Raw genomic sequence first — 21,900 nt, 5'->3', positions numbered from 1 at the left:
ATATCCCTTCTCCCAATATCTCTTCTCCTTTAAAGAAGCCGGAGAAGTCTGTTCAAACAAACAAAAGCCGCGGGGCAAAGCCCAATTCTCTAATCGTTTTCCAGCATCAGGCGGGCACAGCCATAGATTCCGGCGTCGTTTCCGAGCGTCGCCAGCATGATCTCCGCCTTCTGCTCGGGCTTCAGAATCGGCGTATACTCCTCGTAATACTTTCTGAGCATCTCGAGCAGGAAATTCCCCGCCTTCGAGACGCCGCCTCCGATGACATAGACCTCGGGGTCCGCGATCATCGAGACCTGGGCGAGGACGATGCCGAGGTAGCGCATGCTGCACTCCACCGTCTCCCGGGCGATGATGTCCCCTTCCTTTGCGCAGTCGAAGACATCCTTCGCGCTGAGCGCCTTCCCGTAGACCCGGAGCTTTGAATGATCCTTCCGGCGGGAAAGCCTCCGCTGGGCCTCATGGACGATGCCTGTCGCACTCGCGACCTGTTCCAGACAGCCCCGTCCCCCGCAGTTGCAGCTCTCCTCTTCTTCCTCTCTCACATGGATATGGCCGATCTCTCCCCCGGCGCCGTGCGCCCCGGTCACGATGCGGCCGTTCATGATAAGTCCCCCTCCGACACCGGTTCCGAGCGTCACCATGAGCAGGTTCTCGTGCCCTCTGCCGCCGCCCTGCCACATCTCCCCGAGCGCCGCCACATTGGCGTCATTCCCGCAGGCGCAGGGAATCCTCCCGCCCATGAGCTCCCTGAGCTCCTTCGCGGGCCAGCGGTCCTCCCAGCCCAGATTCACGCAGATATGCACATATCCGTTTGGCTCGACCGGCCCCGGCACACCGATCCCGATCCCCGCGATATCTTCTTCCTCGATGGTCTTCTCCGAGAGATGCTTCTTCAGCTCATCCGCCACATCTGGGAGGATATAGCGGCCGTTCTCCGCCTTTCGGCTGGGCACCTCCCACTTATCCAGAAGAAGCCCGTTATAGGTAAAAATCCCGCACTTTACCGTGGTCCCCCCCACATCGATACCGACACAATACTGATTCATAGGCCCTCTCCGATCTGCTCGAAATGCTCCGCCTCTCTCATACTCTTTCTCCGCTCCCTCTCTCCCGAAAAGCCGTCAGCGGAGCCGAACGCTTTTCAGGATTCCGTCGCTCCCCACTAAAATGCTGCCTCCAAAGGGGCCGAAGGAGGATGTCGCGCGCACGCTCTCGATCGGGAGATCCAGCTCTCCCCGGAAGCGCAGCCTGCCGTGGATATCATAGATCAAAAGCGCCGTGTCATGGTAGAGAAAGACCTTGTCCCCGTCTATGGAGAGCCCCTCGGCGCCGAGGGAAACGCCCCGGTCCAAAAGCTCCCTGCCCTCGAGATCATAGACCTTCAGGCGGTAGGGCTCCGTCTTTTTCTTCTTTTCCTTTTCTTTCTCTTTTTCCTTTTCCTTCGTCTTTCCCTCTGTCTCCGCCGCGCTGCTTTCCTCTCCCTGCGGGGTCCCGCTCTCCTCCCGAGAGGGATCCGTGCTCTCCTCACTGCTCTCCGCTTCGGATCTTCCGCTGTCCGTGATCAGCGCAAGCGCCCTGTCCCCCCAGGCAATCGCCCGGATCGTGGATTTCTCCTGCACCGATAGCTTCTCCACCGGACTGGACGGCTGCTTTGTCGAGTAGAAGAGGATGCCGCCGTCGTGGAAGGCCTCCGCATGTCCCGCATCGGAGAAATGAACCCTCCCCGCAAGGTGTCCCTCGAGGCCGTTCGTAAAGCCTCCGACCACACGGCTTGCGCCGGCGTCCCTCCCGGTCTCCGAGAGATTATAAAAGACGATCTTATTTTTCAGGCTGCCGTTTTCCAGGAAAACATAGGAAACCATGAGCTCCGTACCGTCCGGCGAGACCGAGAGATCCAGAGGATAGCCGTCCCCCTTCAATACGGACTTGATGCTGATATCGAGAGCTCTCCCCTCCTTCGTAAAGACGCTGATATAGCTTGCGTTCCGGTCCTCCAGGACCGCGTAGACCACTCCCTTCCCGGAGACCGTCAGCTTTGTGATCGGAAGGCTCGTCTTCGCGGAGCCCGTGGGGCCGGACTTGGCCATGATATAAATGGCATTTCCACCCTGCTCCGCCACTGCCGCAAAATCACCGTTTACCGAGACAAAGGGCTGATTCATTTCGAAGGCCTGATTCCAATGCTGCTTCCCCTTTAGTCCGAGATAGCTTGCTCCATCCCTCGTGATCCGGAGCATCCCCTCTCCATAGGGCAGATAGCTCTCATAATTATTGTCCGTATCCCGGCGCTCCGCCCGGAAATCCCTGCTCCAGTTTACAGAGCTTCGGCGGTAGCAGCGGTAGAGGAGAAAGTGGAGAAAAAGCAGCAGGATAAGAAAAAGGACAAGTCCCAGAAAGAAAAAGCATATCGCGCGAAGCCTCCGCTCCCCGGCGGCCAGCTGCCTCCGCTTCTCCTTATCCCTGGACTCCTTCTGCCGGTCTCTCTCCTCCAGCGCCGCAAAGTCCAGCATCCTCCTGCGAAGCTCCTGCTTTCTCCTCTCCCTGTTCGTCTCCGCCATAGGCGATTCTTCCCCCGCTTAGTTCTGATACAGCGCTCTCGGATATACTCCGGCCTCTACCAGCTCCCGGATCGAGCGCTCAACCAGCGCCTTGTCCTCCGCGTAGGTCACGCCGAACCAGCGGTCGTGGTCCTCCAGCACGCGGACTCTCGCCTTCCCCTCTCTCATCAGCCTGTCGATCTCCTGCGGGAGGAGATACTCCGACTTCATCTCCTGCCCGTGCTCCCGGAGCCAGTTCGGGAAGTTTTGGATCAAAGTATCCAGGAATTTCTCCGGCAGTCCGAACATATTCATCGATACGATGGCCTTCTCCGGAACGAGGACCTCCTTCCCCGAAAGATCAATGCCCCGGATCACGCCGTCCTCTCCCTTTTTGATGTCATAGGTCTCCTGAATCTCGGAGAGATAAGAGCCCTCCCCCATTTTGCAGATGCCGCGGTTTACGCTTCCGTTGTCAGAGAGCGTATTTCCGATGATATAGCCCGCCATGCAGATATCCGCATAGGGCTTCGTCTCATCCATCTCCTCCACGAGATAATCATGAATCAGGCGAAAGCCCTCTCTGCCGTAGAAGTCATCCGCGTTGATCACGGCAAAGGGACAGTCGATCTGCTCCCGGACCTGGATCAGGGCGTGCGCGGTTCCCCAGGGCTTCGTCCTCCCCTCCGGGAGGGAAAAGCCCTCGGGAAGCATCGTCGTCTCCTGAAAGGCATAGCTGCAGTCCGCTGCCTTCGCGATCCTGTCCCCTATGATCTCCCGGAAGTCCTTCTCAATCTCCTTTCGGATGATAAAGATGATCCTGTCAAAGCCCGCCTCCAGAGCGTCATGCACAGAGTAGTCCATGATGATCTCCCCCGAGGGGCCCAGTCTGGCAAGCTGCTTGATTCCGCCTCCGAAACGGGAGCCGATCCCCGCCGCCATAATAACAAGTGCTGTCTTCTTCATCCTATCCTCCTTGAAAGACCTTCCGATAACTCCCTGTGCTCTGCCGGGAAGCAGTTTGTATTCGAGAAAAGTATAGCTGAATTCAGCGGATTTGTCCATCTGACGAAAGCGCCGAAGAGGCATGAGGCCGGATCCCCGCTCTCTGTTTTAACCAGCAAAAAGCCTCCCCGCTCCGGGGAGGCTTTCCCTGTATGCTCTTTCTTCTCCTTCTGTCTTCTTCCCCTGCCTTTTCCGACTTCCGATTCCTCCGCTTGCTTCGGTCTCTTCGAGCGCCGCAGTCAGAAGAGGATAGGCTCGGGATCGGGCGTCCCTTTATCGGAAGGTCCAGTCGCCGTCCGCCATGACGAAGTTCTGCTCCACGGAGAGCTTATTCATCCAGTGGCGGGTCAACGCGATGGTATAGGTCTGCTGGTCCTCCGTAAAGGCCTCGTCCCTCTTATCCCAGAGGGACTGCGGCGTCGGCCAGAGGGCGTACTTTGCTCCCACTGCGCTGTAGAAGGCGAAGGAGCCGCCGTGCTGCCCGTGATGAGCCAGCTGCACGACATCGGCCTTCAAAGCTGCGGCCCCGCGGTCCTTCAGAAGCTGCTCCGCCGCCTCATAGGGGAGGTCTCCGGTGATGAGAATCTTCTTCCCGTTGATCGTGAGCATATAGCAGATCGAGCTGTTGTTCCCGGTATCAATATCAAAGAGATAGGGCTGATTCAGGATCTGGACATTGACATTTCCGATATCGAAGCTTGTGCCGGCGGGAGAATTGTAGTGGACCTTGCTCTGGTCATAAGCCGCGATATCGTCATAGCTCTCCTGGATAACCGGAAGCCGGTACTGCTGCTCATGTGCCTTATAGAAATCCATTGGCGCGAAGCTGTAGTAGATCTCCCCGAGGTCGATCTTCGCGAAGTCCTTCGGGTTTCCGCTCCTCTGCTGCTCCAGCATGACATCCAGTGCCCCCACATGATCCACATGGGGATGGGTTAAAAGCCAGACGGCGACCTTTCCGCCGTTTGCCTTGATATACTCCCCGAGATAGGGGGCGTTCGTCTTGAAGCCGCCGTCCACGACGATGATCCTCCCGTCATTGGACTTCACCACGATGGCGAGCTGCTGTCCGCTCTCCTTTCCCTTAATCATGGTGACGGTAGCTCCCCCGAGACCGAGCTCGTAACTGTTCTGCCGAACCCCCTGATTCATGATGATCGGAGCGGACTTCTTCTCCGCCGTTCCCTCCGATGCGCTCCCTCCCGAGCCCGCCTGGGCGCTCTGAGCGCTCTCCGGCACGGAGCTTGCAGAGACGATATTCGCGCTGCCCTGCTCCGCAAATGCCGTCACGGAATTTGTGAGGAGAAGGAGCGCTGCGCTGATCGAAAGAAGTCTTCCCGTCATTTTCTTCATCTATTCTTTACCTCCTGCTCTTACTGCCAGACACCGTTCGCGTTCACATGATAGCCGTCCGGAGTCTGCGTATCCGCATACATCGCCCCGAAGGGAAGAGAGGAACCCCTCTCAGGATTCAGATAATACCAGCTCCCGCCGATATTTCTCCAGCCGCTGAGCATCCTGCCCAGCTTCTGCGTCGCGTCCGTATCAAGATAATACCATTTGCCGTCGATCTGATTCCAGCCGGTGAGCATCTTTCCGTTTTGGTCCAGGAGGTACCAGTCATCCCCCTCCGGATTGATCCAGCCGGTCTGCTTCTGATTTCCCTTCAGATAGCTCCAGTCCTCACCGACCTTTTTCCAGCCGTCTCCGCTCGCAGGACCCGCTGCGGAAGAATTCGCGCTCGTCCCGTCGCTCGATACGGCGGCCCCATTGGAGCGGGCCGTGACCAGGTCAAAGCGGATCGTGTCATCGAAGTTCGCGTCCGTACTGCCGTCGCTCTCCACATACTGGCTGTTTGCGACATAATGCCCCTGCTTGTCCCCGCCGTGCTTTGCGCGGACGGAGATATGATCGACCTCCTTGCCGCCGTTTTGATAGGATGAGACCGAGATCTTCGGCGTCGTCACATTCTTCTTCGCCGTCTTCTCGTCCCCGTCCTTCGAAGCGTAGTAGATGACGACATCATAGCTCGCCGCATTGTCCACCTTGCTCCACTTATAGCTCTTGCCGCTCTGCTCGATCCCGCTCACATTCTTCAGCACATAGAAGGGATAGGCCTTCGCCTTGATCTTCAGCTTATCCGGAGCCTTCGACTCGATGCTGACCTCATAGGAGCCCTTCACCTCCGCGACCACATTGTCGGAGAAGCTGTTTCCCTCCGTCGGAGTGAGCTCGATCGTATAGGTAAAGGGCGTCTTCAGATTCTGGTTCTTCTGATTTTTCTTCCCACTCTTTTGCTGCGTGCCTCCGACGGTGCTGCTGTTCTCCTTCACATTCTCTGTGCCATAGCTTGCGACCTTATAGCTCGCATCCAGCGGCTTCGGCTCCTGCCTCCCATAGGACTGCCCCGGCTGGATATCCTCATCCCCCGAGGGGCTCACGTCAAGCTTTACCATCTCAATATTCTCCGCGAAGGCGGGCATCGCGGAAAAAACTCCGAGCATCGCCGCCGCGATCAAAACCTTTCCGAACTTCATAAACTCTCCCTTCCGAGTTCCGCTCATCTCTCTCAAAAACAGCTTTCCTCTCCGATGTCGGTTCAGGCGAGCCAGACACCGGACTTATCAAAGCGGTAATTTGCGCCGTCGATCTTTTTCGTGCCGTCTGCGGCCATCACGCCGTCATCCCCCAGGTAGTACCAGTTTCCGGATATCGTCTTCCAGCCGGTCGCCATCGCGCCGTCATCCCCCAGATAGTACCACTTCTTATCGAGCTTGGTCCAGCCGCTCACCATCCGCCCGTCGGAGCCAAGGTAAAACCACCTGCCCCCGACATTGGCCCAGTTCGTCGCCATCACGCCGTTTGGCTTCAGAAAATACCAGTTTCCACCGTCTCTGACCCAGCCCGTCTGCATCACGCCGTCCCCGTCCATATAGTACCAAAGCTTCGAGACCTGCTTCCAGCCGCTCACCTTTTTTCGCTTCTCATAATAATACCACTTGCCGTTTTTCTGCGTCCAGCCGTCGGAGACTCCATTGCCGTCCGCCTTATTATTCATGTTGGCGGCGCTTCCTCCCCCGGAATTCCCGGAGACCTTGCCCGATCCGCTGTTGCTCCCCGTGGCCGGAAGGCTCCCCTTCTTCGCGGAGCCGCCGCTCCCCGCGTTCTTTCTCGAGGGACTGCCCCCTCCGTAGGCCTTCCAGGAAAACTCCGTCGTGACATTTCCCTTGATGCCCTTGACCGTCCCCGCCTCTCCGGACTGCCAGATCGTTGTATTCGATCCCTTCACCGGGCGGTAGACCCTGTCCTGCGGATAAGCCGCAAACCAGATATCATAGGGGATATCCGCGATATTCATATACTCCGTGAGCCAGGTCCGGTTCGCATAGACGATGGGCGTATAGCCCGCTGCCTTCACCATCGCGCAGTACTTGTTCGCCATGGCGGTGAGGATCTCCGGCGTCGCCCCCTCGGAGAGCATATCATTGACCTCCGCGTCATAGGCGACCGGATACTGCAGCTTATACTTTTTAATCTTCCGGATCGTGAGATTCGCCTCAGCCACCGCTTCGTCCATATTTTTCGCCGTGGAGCAGAGATAGGCACCGACCTTCAGACCGGCTGCCTGAGCCCCCTTCACGTTCTGATCGAAATAGGGGTCCTCCTTCAGGCCGTAGGCCAGACGGACAATGACGAAGTCCAGACCGTCCGCCTTTGCCGCCTCCCAGTCGATCGCGCCATTGTCATTTTGAAACTTCGAAACCTCTGTGCCCTTCTCCAGATAGATGAGATCCGAACCGTCCTCATTGCTGTAGCCAAGCCACGGGTTCGAAAAGGCATCCGCATCCGACTTCGTGCTCCCGCCCCCGTTCGTCCCGGAGGGGACGCCCTCGGCAGAAGGAGCCGCCGCATCGGGGGTGCCCTGAGCGGAAATCGCGCCGCTCTGATCCGATGCCGCGCCCTGGCTCTGGGGAGGCGACACACTGCTCTGAACGGATGCGCCATCCTGAGGCGGAGAAGCACTGCTCTGAACGGATGCTCCGCTCTGAGGCGGTGACGCGCTGCTCTGATCCGATGCCGCGCCGCCCTCTGCGGGGATTGCCGCATTCTCACTCCCCTGCGTCGGTCCCATCAAAACCCCCGGCCCGCCGGAAGGCGAAGGACCGTCCGCAAAGCCTCTTCCGGGAAATGCCGCGCTCAAGCAAAGCCCCAGGGAAAGGAGGCAGAGCGCTCTTTGATTTCTTCGCATGGTTTATCCTCTCTTCTTCTTTGTACAGGAGGAGCTTATCAGCTAAAATATGCCGAATCAATAGGCTTTCCCCAACTGTAATGAATCGTCAGAAAAAAGAAAGCACTCTTCCTCTTCCCCTGAAAAACGGATCAGAGCAGCTTCCTTCCATCGCTTGCACCAAGCCGATCCGCTCCTGCATCGATCAGCTCCCGCGCAAACCTCGGATCACGGATTCCCCCCGAGGCCTTCACCTTGAGCCGGCCTCCTACAGCGGCCTTCATAAGCTTCACATCCTCTATCGTCGCCCCGCCTCCGGAAAATCCCGTCGAGGTCTTCACAAAAGCCGCCCCCGCCTCCTCGGACAGGCGGCAGGCCCGCCTCTTTTCCTCCTCAGAGAGAAGGCAGGTCTCAAGAATCACCTTCACGATTCCGGGCCTCGCGGCCTCCACCACGCCCCGGATATCCTCTCTTACAGAATCGTCTCTTCCGTCCTTCAGCGCCCCGACATTCAGGACCATATCGATCTCCGCCGCGCCGGCCTCCACCGCTCTCTTCGCCTCAAGGGCCTTCGCCTCCGGGAGCGCCGCTCCGAGCGGAAAGCCCACGACGCAGCAGCAGAGCACGCCGCTTCCCTTGAGCTCCTTCGAGACCAGCGCCGCATGGCAGGAATTCACACAGACCGAGTGAAAATGAAAGTCCCTCGCCTCCCTGCAGCAGCGCCTCACATCCTCCTCCCGGGCGTCCGCCCTCAAAATAGTATGATCGATCCGATCCGCGATGCTCTCTTCCATCTCTCTTTTCTTCCTTTCCCTTTCCCTATCCTATGCCCTGTCCTATGCCCTTTTATCTCATTTCTCAGGATCCTGATTTTTGCGCCGCCGAAAGGGGCGGCTGCTGTGCAGCCGCCCCTTTCCTCCTAAAAGCCGCGGGAGATGACGAAATCAAACCACTCTCCGAATCGCCCGGATCGGCTTATATGTCGCGGAAACCACCGTGATTCCTCTCTTGGTACTGAGCGCACTCAGCATCCTCCCGTTTCCGAGGTAGATTCCGACATGGCCGGAATACGCGAGGATATCGCCCGGGACCGCCTGCGCGAGACTTTCCACCTTCTTCCCCACACCGGCGAGCGCACCGGAATAATGCGGAAGGGAGATCCCGAAATGCCCGTATACCGCCATGACAAAGCCGGAGCAGTCCGCACCGTTTTGGAGGCTCGCCCCGCCGTAGCGGTAGGGACGCCCGATATACTGGGAGGCAAAGCTCACGATCTGGCTCGCAAGCGGAGCATTGCTGTCATAGTTCTGCGTATCCGCGGCGGAGCCGTCCTCATTATAGAACATCCCATTGTCGGAAAAGATCAGAAGCGGCTCCGTGCTCGCCTGAATGACATTTCCCTCCTGCGCCGTATGAGAAAGCGGGTCCGCATTCTCAAAGGAAAGAAGATCTCCCTGCTTTGCCGCAGTGCTCTGTGCATTTGCAGTGCTCTGTGCATTTGCGCTGCCCTGCGCGTTCGCGCTGTCGATCGACATCGGATCAGAATCCGCCTCATATACCAGGGCGGCTGCGTTATCCTCCGCAGTGTCTGCATAGGCAGGCATAACCGCGGCAAAAAGCGCGCCCGCTCCGATCATCGCGGAAACTGCACTGCGATAGATCCTCTTCCATACTCTGCTCCGCTTTCCGGCATCCCTTCCTGCGAAAAGCAGGTGTATCGTTTTCTTCATCGACAACCTCTTTCTCCTGAAACCATGCTTATCCTTCCTTTCCGCGCAGAAAACGCACTGCAGCTGTCCAGTGGATGGGATAAAGGATATGGCGCAAATATGGCCAAAATAAAAACTCGATCTAAAAACAATCTAAAGTTTCTTACGGAATAAATCTGATTCTTTTAAGATTTCAGGATATCAATTCTCCTCCTCCTTGATCCTCACAAAGCGCGCGCCGACGCCGTAGACCGTGACGATGGGAGAGACCTCCATAAATACATCCGGATGAGAGCCCGCGAGATAGTTCCGGAAAACGGCGGACTGACTGGGAGAGCAGATCGTGGTGAGCATCTGCTTCTCCTCCTTCGTATAGGCGCCGACCACCTTGTGTACCGTCACTCCCCTGCCCTTTGACATGATGAAATCCGCGATCTCTCCGCTGCTCTTCGGGTCCTTGCTGATGATGGAGACCTTGTAGAGCTTCTGGCGGAATCCAAAGAGCATGTAGTCCATAATATAAATGGAGATCACATGATTTACAAGAGCGTAGAGCGCCACATCCTTTCCGAAGACCAGCCCAAGCATAATGATGATGCAGCCGTCCAGAACCAGCATAATGCGGCTGAGCGGCAGCTTCCGAAGGACTCTCCGGTTCAGGATGCGGGCAATGGTATCGGTCCCCCCGAAGGTGACGCCCGCCCGGAGCACAAGTCCGGAGCCAAAGCCGTAGAAGAGCGAAAAATAGATGCAGACCAGAAACATCTCGCCCTCCACGAAGACGAAATGCAGCTGCCTCGTCGCGATCAGAAGCGCCGGGTACAGGATCGAAACAAAGATGATCTTCGCAAACTCCGCCCGCTTCAGGGTCAGGAACGCGACCAGAAGGATCGTCAGGCTGAAGACATAGTAGATATAGCTGTAATTGATCCCGGTGAATTTCTCGATCATCTGCGAGATTCCGGTCACTCCGCTTGTGGAGAGCTGATTCGGAATCAGGATGCAGTTGATGGCAAAAGACGTGATCAGGCAGCCCGCGATGATTTGCAGAATATTGATCAGCCCGTGATACTTCTTAAAAAACTCTTCCATATTGATGTCCCGTACTTCCCGGGCTCCCTCTCCTTCAGAGACAGATCCCGCAAATTCCCCGCCGCCGGAAAAGAGGAAATGCCGCTGCAGCGACATTTCCTCTCTCAGATTCCCCTGTCCGGGAAAATCCTGCTCCTATCTTATACTCTCTTTACTTCTTTTCGTCAATGACCAGACTGTTCAATTTATGATCCAGGACCCAGAGAATCGCCGCGAGGACGATCAGGAGCGCCGCGATGCCGAAGTTCGCACCCGCGAAGGGAAACTTTGAGATCAGGTTGTAGAGCGGACCATAGGAGAGTCCCGCGATGAAGATCGCGAGCGTCCAGACCGCCATCATGGCGGAGAGCATCCTCGCCGGGGCAAACTTCGAGATGAAGGAGTTCCCCAGCGGAGAGAAGGTCATCTCACCGGTGGAAAGCGCGATGCCGAAGAGCACGACCCAGATCAGGCTCGCCTGTCCCCCGCCCCTCGTCACATCCGCGAGGGCAAAGATCGCAAAGGCGATGCCGAGGATTCCCATGCCGAGCGCCGTATGCTTGAAAATGCTCAGGCCGCCGCCCGGTCTCCTCGCATCCTTCGCCCAGATGGAGCCGAGCACCGGTCCCAGAAGGATACAGAGCAGTCCGTTCTCCGAGTCGAAGAAGGAGGTCGGGATCTTATAGCCAAAGAGCATCCAGTTCATGCGGACCTCGTCCGCGCTCGCCCAGTAATCGTAGACGGGGAGGTAGGCCAGGTACCAGAAGATCCAGAAGATGGCGGAGAAAGCGGAGACCGCGATGATCGCCGCGACCCTCTGCTTCTCGATCCTGGTAAGAGGACGCGCCTCTCCCGCTTCCTTCTTCTCCGTCTGGGCAGCCTTGGCACTGTTCTCCGTAAGCTTAAAGGGCTTCGCACCGGCCTCTCCCAGCACGCCCCAGCCCGAGAAGAACATCACGGCATCAATGAACATCGCGACCGCACAGACCAGGAAGCAGATCCGGTAGCCCTGCGTTCCCGCGAGGATGCCGATAAAGGTGGTTCCGAGGAAGGAGCCGATATTGACCATGGAATACTGCGTGGAAAACGCCTTGTCGAGATCCCTGGGATCCGAGAAGAGACGCCCCGTGATGGAGTTTGTCTGCGGCTTGAAGAGGCCGGTACCCACGGAGACAAGAGCGATCATGATCGCAACACCGGTGAGGCTGTGTGCCTGCCAGCCGAGGAGGTAGCCGATCCCCATCAGAACCATTCCGACCGGAACCAGATACTTGGCGCCGATCAGGTGATCCGAGATATAGGAGCCCAGCAGCGGCGCAAGATAAGTGAAGGCGACAAAAAAGGACTGATAGCTGGCCGCGGCATCCTTATGGGCTCCGAGCCCGCCCTCCATCGCCGTTGCGACAATGAACTGAAAGATCAGCCACTTCGCCGCGTAATAGGCGAAGCGCTCAAATGTGAACGCGAAATTGCAGACCCAGAATCCCGCGCCCCCCTTTCTCTTTGTGACAGTAGTTTCCATGAACCCCCCTTCTCGCCGCGCAAGGCGGCCTTTCGAAAAGCTGTTTCCTCCGGATCAGCGTCTGCGGAAAGGACAGAAAGCCCGACACAGACCTGACTCATCGCCTTTCCCACTCTAGCACAAAGTCTATGTTTCTTCAATATTTTATTTCGATATAATTTATATTTTATGGGCAGATTGTACTAGCCCGATGGAAAAGACTTTTTCTCTTCCATGTGCTTTCACAAGAACGCTTGTCGTATCTCTCTCCCTACTTCCCGAAGACCTGCTTCCGAAGCCGGATCCCGGTGGGACTCGCCGCAAGGCCGCCGAGCGCCGTCTCCTTCAACGCCGGAGCCATGCTGTCCCCCACCGCCTTCATCGCCGCGATGCACTCATCGACCGGAATCTTCAGATCAATGCCGGAGAGCGCCATGTCCGCGGAGGAGAAGGCAATCATGACACCGGAGGCATTCCTCTTGATGCAGGGGATTTCCACGAGCCCCGCCACCGGATCGCAGACCAGCCCCAGCTGATTCACGATCGCCATGCCAAGCGCATAGCCGCACTGTGTCGGCGTCCCTCCGGAAAGCTCCACAAGAGCCGCTGCCGCCATACCGGAGGCGGAGCCGCACTCCGCCTGACAGCCCCCCGACGCCCCGGCGATGGACGCCGTATTCGCGATGACCATGCCGAAGGCCCCCGCCGTGAAGATGGACATGACGACCTCCCTCTTCGGGATATCCCTGTCCTCGTACATGGAGACCAGGCAGCCGGGGAGGATGCCGCAGCTTCCCGCGGTCGGAGTCGCCACGATCCGCCCCATCGCCGCGTTGCAGTTCGAGACAGACAGCGCCCTTCCGAGAGCTCTCGTGAGAAAGCTTCCGCACAGTCCGCCTCTCCGCTCCTCCGCATAGCGGAGCATCCTCTCTCCCTCTCCGCCGGTCAGGCCCGAGGTGGAGCGAAGTCCCGCTGTACTGCCCTTTCGAACGGACTCGCACATCACATCAAAGCTTTCCTCCATCCTGGCGTAAAGTTCTTCCTCCGGCTTCTCCAGCTCCTCCGCCTGATCCCTCAGGCAAAGCTCGCTGAGCCTTATCCCATCCCGCTCCGCGGCATCGATCAGGCTCTGAATGGAATCATATCGAAGCATATCCCTCCCCCTAGCTCGCCCGGATCAAAAGCGCCTTCTCCACATCCCGAAGGTTCTGGATCGCCTCTACCATCTGATCGGGAGGGACCTGGTCGATCTCGATCGTCATGAGCGCAAGCCCCCCTCTCTCCCGGCGGCTCAGGCGGAAATTCCCGATATTGATATCCCGATATTCCTCATAGATCAGATTCGTGACGGAGGCGATGAGACCGGGGCGGTCCCGATGCAGAACCAGGATCGTATTATTCTCCCCCGTAAAGTCCACCCGGAGCCCATTCACGAAATCCACCCGGATATTTCCCCCTCCGATGCTGGCTCCCTGCACGCTCCCCTCGGCGCCGTCCCTTGTGAGAAAATGAATTCTCGCGGTATTCGGATGCGCATCCGGGATATCCGTCTCGACGAAGCGGTAGGGAATGCCGCGTTTTTTCGCGATATCCAGCGCGTCACGAATCTCTTCCGAATAGCTGTGAAATCCCATGATCCCCGCAAGGAGCGCTCGATCCGTGCCGTGCCCCCGGTAGGTGCGGGCGAAGGAGCCGGAGAGCTCGATCGTGAGCTCCTGAAAATCCGCTCCGCCGGAAAGCTTGTTCACCACTCTTCCGAGCCGCACCGCGCCGGCTGTATGAGAGCTGGAAGGGCCGATCATGATCGGCCCGATAATATTAAAGACGTTCATATTTCTCTTCTCCCGCGTCACAGTATAGCGAAAAATCCGGGCCTTGTAAAACAAAAGATGGCGCGGCTTTACCTCCGCTTAAAAGCGGAGAACGCCCCGCGTAAGGGCATTCTCCGCTTGATGATTCCCGAGCGGCGGCGCAGCTTTATAGTATTCCGCCGAGGGAGAGGAAGAGGGGGGCGAAGACGAGGGAGATAACGGTCATCAGCTTGATGAGGATGTTGATGGAGGGGCCGGAGGTATCCTTAAAGGGGTCCCCCACGGTGTCTCCCACTACCGCCGCCTTGTGCGCTTCACTTCCCTTTCCGCCGTTATGTCCGCCCTCGATATATTTCTTCGCATTGTCCCAGGCGCCGCCGGAGTTGGACATAAAGATCGCCATCATGACGCCGGAGGCCAGAGCTCCCGCTAGCAGCCCGCCGAGAGCCTCCGCTCCGAGGACCAGACCGACCGCGAGCGGCGCCGCCACCGCGAGAAGCCCCGGGACGATCATTTCCTTCAGAGCGGCATTGGTGGAGATCGCGACGCAGCTCTTATAATCCGGTCTCTCCGTGCCCTGCATAATGCCGGGCTTCTCCCGGAACTGCCGGCGGACCTCCTCGATCATCGCAAAGGCCGCGCGGCTGACGGAGCTCATCGTAAAGGCGGAGAAAAGGAAGGGAAGCATCGCCCCGAGCAAAAGCCCGATCGTGACGCGGCTGTCCAGGACATTGATGCTCTGCAGCTGCACTGCCTCCGCATAGGCCGCAAAAAGCGCAAGGGCCGTGAGCGCCGCGCTCCCGATCGCAAAGCCCTTTCCCATGGCGGCCGTCGTATTCCCCACCGCGTCGAGCTTATCCGTGATGCCGCGGACCGACTCCTCGAGTCCCGACATCTCCGCGATGCCGCCCGCATTGTCCGCGATCGGACCATAGGCGTCGACGGCGACCGTCACGGCCGTGGTGGAGAGCATTCCGACCGCGGAGAGCGCGATCCCGTAGAGGCCGAGCTCCCGATACGCGATAAAGATCGCGACTGCGATCAGAAGGATCGGGATCGCCGTGGAGCGCATGCCGACCGCGATGCCGGAGATGATATTGGTGCCGGCCCCGGTCTCCGACTGGCGCGCAATCTCCTGCACCGGCTTATAATCTCCGGAGGTGTAAAACTCCGTCACCGCTCCGATCAAAAGTCCCGCCACAAGGCCGGATACCACCGCGAGCGCCGCCTGGAAGTTCCCGAAGAGAAAATTGCTGAAAAAGAAGGCCGCGACGATTACGCCAAGGGCAGAGACATAGCTTGCAAGCTTCAGGGCCTTCTGAGGCTCATTCCCCCCGCGGATGAAAAAGCTTCCGATAATACAGGCGAGCAGACCGAAGGCCGCAAGAAGCAGAGGATAGAGCACCCCCGCATCCTGAAAGTAAACCGCCCCCAGCGTCAAGGCAGAGACCAGCGCTCCGACATAGGACTCGAAAAGATCCGCTCCCATGCCGGCGACATCGCCGACATTATCGCCGACATTATCCGCGATCACAGCGGGATTTCTCGGATCATCCTCCGGAATCCCCGCCTCGACCTTTCCGACCAGGTCCGCTCCGACATCGGCGGCCTTGGTATAGATTCCTCCGCCAACCCTCGCAAAGAGCGCGATGGAGGAAGCTCCGAGGGAGAAGCCGGAGAGCACATTCACATCCTTTGTGATGAGGAAGACCAGGCTGACTCCCAAAACGCCGAAGCCCGCGACGCACATTCCCATGACAGAGCCGCCCGCAAATGCAAGCTGCAGGGCCTGATTCATCCCGCTCCTCTCGGCCGCCGCAGCCGTGCGGACATTGGCCTTCGTCGCGGTGCTCATGCCGAAGTATCCCGCCAGGGTGGACAGAAGCGCTCCAAACACAAAGGCGAGCGCACTCACCCAGCTCCGGCTCCCCGTTCCGATCCCGATCAGAAGGAAAAGAATCGCCACGAAGAGAAGAAGAATCCGATATTCCGAGAAAAGGAAGGCATGAGCGCCCTCGGAAATCGCGCTCGCGATCTCCTGCATCCGCTCATTGCCTGTCTGAGCACCGATAACCCGCTGCGCCTGAAAAAACGCGAAAGCGAGAGCCGCGGCCCCGAAGAGCGGAACCAAGTAAAGTAAAGAATTCATAAATGACCTCCCGGAAGCAGCGGACTCCCCGTCCTGCAAGCCCCCCTCCCCGCTCTTCGGCGAGGCAAGCGCACGGTAAAATCCATGGATTTTTACCGTTCGTGCCGACTCATCTTAAATGAAGTGTTTCCATTTCGCTACAGTGTAGCACAGATTTCGGAATTTTTTTACTCTTTTTTTGTAAAAAAGGGAAAGTTTTCACTTCGCAGCTCTTCCCCGCACGGCCGGGACGAAAAATGCCCGCACAGGCAAAGCTGTCTGCGCGGGCACCGGAATCTCTCTATGCTTTTTTCGAGGTATCGGCTCTTCCACTGCAAGGGCAGGCGGCTCTGCAGGCCGTCCACTGCCCCGCCGCCCGGCGGTCCGTCCTTTTGCAGTCGCCGGAGAACCGTCGGTTTATAGATAGAGCCTTACTTTCTGTTGAACGCAGCCTTTCCCGGGTACTGAGCGGCATTCCCGAGCTCCTCCTCGATCCGGAGGAGCTGATTGTACTTCGCGACCCGCTCGGAACGGCTCGGTGCACCGGTCTTGATCTGGCAGGTGTTCAGCGCCACCGCGAGATCCGCGATCGTGGTGTCCTCCGTCTCTCCGGAGCGGTGGGAAGCGATCGCCGTGTAGCCGGCCTTGTGCGCCATCTTGATGGCCTCCAGTGTCTCCGACACAGAGCCGATCTGGTTCAGCTTGATGAGGATGGAGTTCGCGCAGCCATTGTCGATCCCCTTCTTCAGCCTCTCTGTATTGGTCACAAAAAGGTCATCTCCGACGAGCTGCACTCTGTCTCCGAGCTCCTTCGTCATCTTCTTCCAGCCCTCCCAATCCTCTTCATCGAGGCCGTCCTCGATGGAGTAGATCGGATACTTATCGATCAGGGATCTCCAGTGCTCGATCAGCTGATCGGAGGTGAAGTCCCGGCCGGACTTCGGCTGATGATAGAAGCCCTTGCCCTTCTCGCTCTTCCACTCGGAGGAGGCGGCGTCCATCGCGAGGACGAAATCCTTCCCCGGCTCGTATCCCGCCTCCCGGATCGCCTTCAGGATATGCTCGATGGTATCCTCATCGGAGTCCAGATTCGGAGCGAATCCGCCCTCATCTCCGACCGCGGTGGTATTCCCCTCCGCCTTCAGAAGCTTCTGGAGAGCGTGGAAGACCTCCGTGCACCAGCGGAGTCCCTCGCGGAAGGAAGGAGCTCCCGCCGGCATAATCATAAATTCCTGCGTATCCACGGAGTTTGTCGCGTGCGCGCCGCCATTCAGAATATTCATCATCGGAACCGGGAGGCGGTTTCCGTTCACGCCGCCCAGAAAGCGGTAGAGCGGGATGCCGAGCGCCTTCGCCGCGGCATTTGCGCTGGCAATGGAGACCGCGAGAATCGCATTGGCCCCGAGCTTCGACTTATCCTTCGTCCCATCCGCCGCGAGCATCGCCCCATCCACCGCGTAGACATCCTGGGGATCCATGCCTCTTACTGCCGCGTTGATGACGGTATTGATATTCTCGACAGCCTTCAGAACACCCTTCCCGCCGTAGCGGCTCTTGTCTCCGTCCCGAAGCTCCAGCGCCTCAAATTCCCCGGTGGACGCTCCACTGGGGGCGGCCCCCCGCCCCACCGTGCCGTCGCTGAGATAGACCTCTGCCTCCACTGTCGGATTTCCCCTGGAATCGACGATCTCTCTTCCGATTACCTTCTCGATCTCAAGATGCTTCATCGCGTAACCCCTTTCCTCTCCGTGAATTTGGAAATGCAGCAAGATAATAATATAAGATTCCGGCGCCGAAAGTGATTCAGACTCCCGTTTGAGCGCCGGATCCCCGCCGCTCAAAGCATAATCGGCACAGGAAAAGTCCACTGACCTATAGTAAATCACAAAATCTGACCCGTCAACCGGGAAAGGCGGAAATCCGCGGCGGATTGAGCATAAATGATAAAGTCCTGACAAAGAAAAATTAAAAAGCCCCGGGCGAAGCGCATTTTGCCTTGCACTTCGCCCGGGACCTTAAGCATCAGATATGACCGTTCCGCGGCAAATCAATAATTCTCTTCCACTCTCTCGAAGAAGGCCTTCGGATGATCACAGCAGGGGCACTTCTCCGGCGCCTCCTCAGCCTCATAGAGAAATCCGCAGTTTCTGCATCTCCAGATCGTCGGCTTTTCCTCCTTAAAGACAGTCTCGCTCTCTACTCTTTTGAGCAGCTTCTGGTATCTCTCATCGTGAGACTTCTCGACCTCCGCGACCAGCCGAAACTTTGCGGCGAGGGCGGAAAAGCCCTCCTCCTCCGCGTCCTCGGCCATCTGCTTATACATCGTCGTCCACTCGTAATTCTCGCCGGCAGCAGCTGCCTTCAGATTCGCCGCGGTATCACCGACTCCGCCGCCGAGTCCCGCGAGCTCCTTAAACCACATCTTCCCATGGGCCTTCTCGTTGTTCGCCGTCTCCATAAAAAGCGCCGCGATCTGCTGATAGCCCTCCTTCTGTGCCTGAGAGGCGAAGAATTCATACTTATTCCTTGCCTGAGACTCCCCCGCAAACGCGGTCCAGAGGTTTTTCTCTGTCTTGCTTCCCTTGTAATCTGCCATAATCCTGTCCTCCTGAAATTTTATTTTCCCCACCTAAGACCATCGGTCCCCATAAGCACTTCTACTCTATACCCATTCTATAGGCCTGTCATGATCTTTAAAAATACAATCATGACAGGCCATTCTGCTCTACTCTATACTGTTTTCGTTTTCCCCAAAAGCGCCCGGGGATTCTCCCGCCCCATGGACGCTCCCCCGATCATCAGGCGCGAAGTATCAGGCGTTGAAATATCTCTTCAGAAGACCCTGGAAGGCCTTTCCGTGTCTTGCCTCATCTCTTGCCATCTCGTGAACCGTGTCGTGGATCGCATCGAGGTTCAGAGCCTTCGCTCTCTTTGCCAGATCGGTCTTCCCGGCCGTTGCGCCGTTCTCCGCCTTGACACGGACCGTGAGATTCTCCTTTGTGGACGGAGAGACGACCTCACCGAGAAGCTCCGCAAAGCGGGAGGCATGATCCGCTTCCTCAAATGCGGCGATCTTGTAGTAGTCTCCGATCTCCGGATAGCCCTCCCGGTAGGCGGCTCTGGACATCGCAAGGTACATCCCCACCTCGCTGCACTCTCCCTCGAAATTGGCGCGAAGATCATTCTTGATGTCCTCCGGGACATCCTTTGCGACGCCGATCACATGCTCCGCTGCCCAGCTGAGCTCTCCGGTCTGCTCCACGAACTTCGATGCCGGGGCCTTGCACACCGGGCACTTCTCGGGCGGCTGCTCTCCCTCAAAGACATAACCACAGACAGAACAAACCCATGTTTTCATAAGCTAATCTCCTTTTCCGCCGTCCTCTCGGCTTATAATATAGATAGACTCAACAAAGCTCTCTCAGCTCTTCTCCTGCCCGGGGGACAGATCCCTCTTCTCCTCCGCGCTGCACTGCCCGCAGACTCCCCGGAAGACGAGATCATGTCCCGTCACCCTGCCGCTGACAAAATCCTGCGCCTCCGCGTCCAGTCCTTCCGCCACCTGCATCGGCAGATCCAGCACCCTGCCGCAGCGCTCACACACGAAATGATAATGCGGACTGACCGTAGGATCAAAGCGATCCGCCCCCGAAACAAAGGAGAGTTTCCTGATCTCTCCCAGCTCTGAGAGAAGCTTCAGGTTCCGATAAACTGTTGCGAGGCTGATGCTTGGGTCGCGGCCCCGGAGCTCCGAGAAGATCACATCCGCTGTGGGATGATCCTTATGCATCCGGAGCTGATCCAGCACCTCTTCCCGCTGTCTCGAATAATTCATCGTATTTCCTTTCCGGCTTGGATTTGTTTTTCGGTCCTCCTGCAGCTCCAAAAAACAAAATTGATAATTACTATCAACATGGCAGATCATAGCGCAGTAATCCTGATAAGTCAAGCCCTTTTTTGTTCTTCCGGAGAAACAGTCCCGCACCCCGGCAAGGAAAAGCCCCTACTCCGAAAAGCCAAAATAAGATATACTGATTCCGGTGCCAAAAATCCGGCTCCACTTCGAAGCCGGAATGCGAAAGGAGGAACAGGATGAGGGAGTATAAGGCCGTCAGAGCGGGGAAAGTGAGGGAAATCTATGAGCTTTCCGAGACAAGGCTCATCATGGTCGCGACAGACCGGATCTCTGCCTTTGATATCATTCTCCAAAATGAGATTCCGGGGAAGGGAAGGATTCTGACCCAGATGTCCAGGTTCTGGTTCGACTATACAAAGGAGCTTCTTCCCAATGATTTCATCTCCGTCGATCCGAAGGATATGCCGGAGTTTTTCCAGGCTCAGTACTTTCAGGGGCGCTCCACCCTCTGTGAGAAGCTCCGGATGATTCCGATCGAATGCATCGTCCGGGGCTATATCACGGGCTCCGGCTGGGAGAATTACAAAAAAGACGGCACAATCTGCGGCAGAAAACTGCCTGAAGGCCTGAGGGAATGCGAAAAGCTCCCGGAGCCTCTCTACACGCCATCCACAAAGGCGGAGCTCGGGGAGCACGACGAAAACATCAGCTATGAGGAGAGCATCCCTCATTTAGAGAAGAGCTTTCCGGGACAGGGGCAGAGGATCGCGGAAAAGATCCGGGACGCCTCCCTCTCCATCTACCAAAAATGTGCGGACTACGCCTTAAGCCGCGGCATCATCATCGCGGACACGAAATTCGAATTCGGCCTGGACCCGGAGGGAAATGTCGTTCTCGCAGACGAGCTGCTCACGCCGGATTCCAGCCGCTTCTGGCGCCTCTCGGAATATGAGCCGGGTAGAGGGCAGTCCTCCTTTGACAAGCAGTATGTCCGAAACTGGCTGAAAGAAAATCCGGAAAACCACGGCGTACTCCCGGAGGAGGTCGTCACCAAAACCGCAGCGCTCTATGCAGAAGCATATGAGATGCTTACGGGAGGAAGAATCTGAGAAAAACCGCGGCGCTCAGCGATCCCAAAAAAGGATCACTGAGCGCCGGGGCAACAGATAACCCGTACCCGCCCACAAGGCGGCCAAGCGCCGGGGAAGCAAACGTCCCGCTCATGATGCGGCAAATGACCCACCCCCGCCTGCAAGGCGGCGGAGGGATGAGGCGGCAAAGCACCGGGGCGGAAGATGCCTCCCGTCCATAGGCGCAGAGGCTCAGATTCATGATAGGATGCCTTCAGAAATACAGCGCAGCCGTTTAAGGCTCGGAGCGGATGAAGTTCGTCTTCGGCTTCGGCCCGCTCTCCGGCGCCGTCACCCCCTCTTTCCTTCCGAGCTCGATCAGACGGAGAAGCCAGGAGAGGTTACGGGCAAGCGTCCTCATAACGAAGATTCCCTCCTCATCCTTCCTGACCTCCTCCGGGCTGTTGCCATGGACCATCGGCCAGTAGCAGGAGGAGACCAGAGGCATCTCATTGATGAGAAAATACTTATTCAGGACATCGAGGGAGGCCGTAGTGCCTGCCCTTCTCGCACTGGTGACAGCGGCGCCCGGCTTATGCTTCAGCACCGCTCCTCCGAGCTGGAAAAAGCGGTCCAGGAAGCTTAGGACCTCGCCGCTCGGGGAAGCATAGTAGACCGGGGATCCGACGATCAGAGCATCGGCCTCCATCGCCTTCTCCGCTGCCTCTCTCACCAGCTCGTCGATCTCCCCATTGACCGCGCGCTTTCCGATATAGAGGATCTCCGAGTCGATCTTCTCCTCCGAAAGGACCTTCCCGATCTCCGTCAGGGCCGTGTACGTGCAGCCCTTTTCCCTCCGACTTCCATTGATCATCAAAACCTTCATTGTATCACCCGTCCTTTCTCTCTCATGCACGGGGCACTTCAGCTCCTCCGCTAAAGCCCCTTCACCAAAGCCTCTTCAGCAAGGCCTCTTCTATG

At 57.6% G+C, this 21,900-nt stretch carries 19 protein-coding genes; 1 reads left to right on the top strand and 18 read right to left on the bottom strand.

The window, feature by feature from the left end:
* Positions 1-89: 89 nt before the first annotated feature.
* The 17 genes from GCWU000341_RS01305 to GCWU000341_RS01225 all read right to left on the bottom strand — a co-directional run bounded on the left by GCWU000341_RS01305 (position 90) and on the right by GCWU000341_RS01225 (position 19,828).
* Positions 90-1,049: an ROK family glucokinase gene (locus GCWU000341_RS01305; RefSeq protein ID WP_009213865.1), complete on the bottom strand. Its 960-nt coding sequence runs from the start codon at positions 1,047-1,049 to the stop codon at positions 90-92.
* 75 nt (positions 1,050-1,124) lie between these two features.
* Entirely contained in the window at positions 1,125-2,561 is a 1,437-nt protein-coding gene (locus tag GCWU000341_RS01300; protein WP_009213864.1) for a DUF5711 family protein, read from the bottom strand.
* A gap of 18 nt (positions 2,562-2,579) precedes the next feature.
* A complete protein-coding gene (locus GCWU000341_RS01295) occupies positions 2,580-3,506 on the bottom strand; it encodes a sugar phosphate nucleotidyltransferase (protein ID WP_040653170.1) in 927 nt (308 codons plus the stop codon).
* A gap of 312 nt (positions 3,507-3,818) precedes the next feature.
* The gene (locus tag GCWU000341_RS01290; protein ID WP_009213862.1) at positions 3,819-4,898 is read right to left on the bottom strand and encodes a ComEC/Rec2 family competence protein; all 1,080 of its coding nucleotides are present in this window, start codon (positions 4,896-4,898) and stop codon (positions 3,819-3,821) included.
* 20 nt (positions 4,899-4,918) lie between these two features.
* Positions 4,919-6,082, bottom strand: a complete 1,164-nt coding sequence (locus GCWU000341_RS01285; protein ID WP_242651590.1) for a hypothetical protein — start codon at positions 6,080-6,082, stop codon at positions 4,919-4,921.
* A 62-nt stretch (positions 6,083-6,144) separates the two neighbouring features.
* Positions 6,145-7,794, bottom strand: a complete 1,650-nt coding sequence (locus GCWU000341_RS01280; protein ID WP_242651589.1) for a glycoside hydrolase family 25 protein — start codon at positions 7,792-7,794, stop codon at positions 6,145-6,147.
* 131 nt (positions 7,795-7,925) lie between these two features.
* Positions 7,926-8,567 (bottom strand): deoxyribose-phosphate aldolase, encoded by a 642-nt coding sequence (deoC, locus tag GCWU000341_RS01275; RefSeq protein WP_009213858.1) that lies wholly within the window; start codon positions 8,565-8,567, stop codon positions 7,926-7,928.
* A 150-nt stretch (positions 8,568-8,717) separates the two neighbouring features.
* A complete protein-coding gene (locus GCWU000341_RS12520; RefSeq protein ID WP_009213856.1) occupies positions 8,718-9,503 on the bottom strand; it encodes a C40 family peptidase in 786 nt (261 codons plus the stop codon).
* Between the two features lie 180 nt (positions 9,504-9,683).
* Entirely contained in the window at positions 9,684-10,574 is an 891-nt protein-coding gene (locus GCWU000341_RS01265) for a YitT family protein (protein ID WP_040653166.1), read from the bottom strand.
* A 151-nt stretch (positions 10,575-10,725) separates the two neighbouring features.
* On the bottom strand, positions 10,726-12,075 hold the full coding sequence (locus tag GCWU000341_RS01260) for a peptide MFS transporter (protein WP_009213853.1): 1,350 nt from the start codon (positions 12,073-12,075) through the stop codon (positions 10,726-10,728).
* A gap of 250 nt (positions 12,076-12,325) precedes the next feature.
* Positions 12,326-13,207 (bottom strand): L-serine ammonia-lyase, iron-sulfur-dependent, subunit alpha, encoded by an 882-nt coding sequence (gene sdaAA / locus GCWU000341_RS01255; protein ID WP_009213852.1) that lies wholly within the window; start codon positions 13,205-13,207, stop codon positions 12,326-12,328.
* Positions 13,208-13,217: 10 nt separating this feature from the next.
* Complete coding sequence (gene sdaAB, locus GCWU000341_RS01250) at positions 13,218-13,886, bottom strand: L-serine ammonia-lyase, iron-sulfur-dependent subunit beta (RefSeq protein WP_040653163.1); 669 nt, start codon at positions 13,884-13,886, stop codon at positions 13,218-13,220.
* 145 nt (positions 13,887-14,031) lie between these two features.
* The gene (locus GCWU000341_RS01245) at positions 14,032-16,014 is read right to left on the bottom strand and encodes a sodium-translocating pyrophosphatase (protein ID WP_009213850.1); all 1,983 of its coding nucleotides are present in this window, start codon (positions 16,012-16,014) and stop codon (positions 14,032-14,034) included.
* Positions 16,015-16,424: 410 nt separating this feature from the next.
* The gene (gene eno / locus GCWU000341_RS01240) at positions 16,425-17,720 is read right to left on the bottom strand and encodes a phosphopyruvate hydratase (protein ID WP_040652866.1); all 1,296 of its coding nucleotides are present in this window, start codon (positions 17,718-17,720) and stop codon (positions 16,425-16,427) included.
* Between the two features lie 320 nt (positions 17,721-18,040).
* Positions 18,041-18,589, bottom strand: a complete 549-nt coding sequence (rbr, locus tag GCWU000341_RS01235) for a rubrerythrin (RefSeq protein WP_040652863.1) — start codon at positions 18,587-18,589, stop codon at positions 18,041-18,043.
* Between the two features lie 216 nt (positions 18,590-18,805).
* Entirely contained in the window at positions 18,806-19,351 is a 546-nt protein-coding gene (locus tag GCWU000341_RS01230) for an NADH peroxidase (RefSeq protein ID WP_009213845.1), read from the bottom strand.
* 63 nt (positions 19,352-19,414) lie between these two features.
* Complete coding sequence (locus GCWU000341_RS01225; protein WP_040652860.1) at positions 19,415-19,828, bottom strand: Fur family transcriptional regulator; 414 nt, start codon at positions 19,826-19,828, stop codon at positions 19,415-19,417.
* A 257-nt stretch (positions 19,829-20,085) separates the two neighbouring features.
* Here GCWU000341_RS01225 and GCWU000341_RS01220 point away from each other — a divergent pair, with 257 nt between their 5' ends.
* On the top strand, positions 20,086-20,958 hold the full coding sequence (locus GCWU000341_RS01220; RefSeq protein ID WP_009213842.1) for a phosphoribosylaminoimidazolesuccinocarboxamide synthase: 873 nt from the start codon (positions 20,086-20,088) through the stop codon (positions 20,956-20,958).
* A gap of 256 nt (positions 20,959-21,214) precedes the next feature.
* Here the strand turns inward: GCWU000341_RS01220 and GCWU000341_RS01215 are convergent, their stop codons facing one another.
* Positions 21,215-21,805, bottom strand: a complete 591-nt coding sequence (locus GCWU000341_RS01215) for a flavodoxin family protein (protein ID WP_009213840.1) — start codon at positions 21,803-21,805, stop codon at positions 21,215-21,217.
* Positions 21,806-21,900 lie beyond the last annotated feature (95 nt).

It is taken from the genome of Oribacterium sp. oral taxon 078 str. F0262 (assembly GCF_000160135.1).
GTDB lineage: Bacteria > Bacillota > Clostridia > Lachnospirales > Lachnospiraceae > Oribacterium.
The sequence above is the reverse complement of the archived record's forward strand: the minus strand, read 5'-3'. Positions and strand labels throughout refer to the sequence as shown.

What these genes read in the sequence shown, in the direction of transcription:
- GCWU000341_RS01305 (WP_009213865.1), bottom strand. Translation starts at nt 1,049, where the DNA reads ATGAATCAGTATTGTGTCGGTATCGATGTGGGGGGGACCACGGTAAAG.
- GCWU000341_RS01300 (WP_009213864.1), bottom strand. Translation starts at nt 2,561, where the DNA reads ATGGCGGAGACGAACAGGGAGAGGAGAAAGCAGGAGCTTCGCAGGAGG.
- GCWU000341_RS01295 (WP_040653170.1), bottom strand. Translation starts at nt 3,506, where the DNA reads ATGAAGAAGACAGCACTTGTTATTATGGCGGCGGGGATCGGCTCCCGT.
- GCWU000341_RS01290 (WP_009213862.1), bottom strand. Translation starts at nt 4,898, where the DNA reads ATGAAGAAAATGACGGGAAGACTTCTTTCGATCAGCGCAGCGCTCCTT.
- GCWU000341_RS01285 (WP_242651590.1), bottom strand. Translation starts at nt 6,082, where the DNA reads ATGAAGTTCGGAAAGGTTTTGATCGCGGCGGCGATGCTCGGAGTTTTT.
- GCWU000341_RS01280 (WP_242651589.1), bottom strand. Translation starts at nt 7,794, where the DNA reads ATGCGAAGAAATCAAAGAGCGCTCTGCCTCCTTTCCCTGGGGCTTTGC.
- deoC (WP_009213858.1), bottom strand. Translation starts at nt 8,567, where the DNA reads ATGGAAGAGAGCATCGCGGATCGGATCGATCATACTATTTTGAGGGCG.
- GCWU000341_RS12520 (WP_009213856.1), bottom strand. Translation starts at nt 9,503, where the DNA reads ATGAAGAAAACGATACACCTGCTTTTCGCAGGAAGGGATGCCGGAAAG.
- GCWU000341_RS01265 (WP_040653166.1), bottom strand. Translation starts at nt 10,574, where the DNA reads ATGGAAGAGTTTTTTAAGAAGTATCACGGGCTGATCAATATTCTGCAA.
- GCWU000341_RS01260 (WP_009213853.1), bottom strand. Translation starts at nt 12,075, where the DNA reads ATGGAAACTACTGTCACAAAGAGAAAGGGGGGCGCGGGATTCTGGGTC.
- sdaAA (WP_009213852.1), bottom strand. Translation starts at nt 13,207, where the DNA reads ATGCTTCGATATGATTCCATTCAGAGCCTGATCGATGCCGCGGAGCGG.
- sdaAB (WP_040653163.1), bottom strand. Translation starts at nt 13,886, where the DNA reads ATGAACGTCTTTAATATTATCGGGCCGATCATGATCGGCCCTTCCAGC.
- GCWU000341_RS01245 (WP_009213850.1), bottom strand. Translation starts at nt 16,014, where the DNA reads ATGAATTCTTTACTTTACTTGGTTCCGCTCTTCGGGGCCGCGGCTCTC.
- eno (WP_040652866.1), bottom strand. Translation starts at nt 17,720, where the DNA reads ATGAAGCATCTTGAGATCGAGAAGGTAATCGGAAGAGAGATCGTCGAT.
- rbr (WP_040652863.1), bottom strand. Translation starts at nt 18,589, where the DNA reads ATGGCAGATTACAAGGGAAGCAAGACAGAGAAAAACCTCTGGACCGCG.
- GCWU000341_RS01230 (WP_009213845.1), bottom strand. Translation starts at nt 19,351, where the DNA reads ATGAAAACATGGGTTTGTTCTGTCTGTGGTTATGTCTTTGAGGGAGAG.
- GCWU000341_RS01225 (WP_040652860.1), bottom strand. Translation starts at nt 19,828, where the DNA reads ATGAATTATTCGAGACAGCGGGAAGAGGTGCTGGATCAGCTCCGGATG.
- GCWU000341_RS01220 (WP_009213842.1), top strand. Translation starts at nt 20,086, where the DNA reads ATGAGGGAGTATAAGGCCGTCAGAGCGGGGAAAGTGAGGGAAATCTAT.
- GCWU000341_RS01215 (WP_009213840.1), bottom strand. Translation starts at nt 21,805, where the DNA reads ATGAAGGTTTTGATGATCAATGGAAGTCGGAGGGAAAAGGGCTGCACG.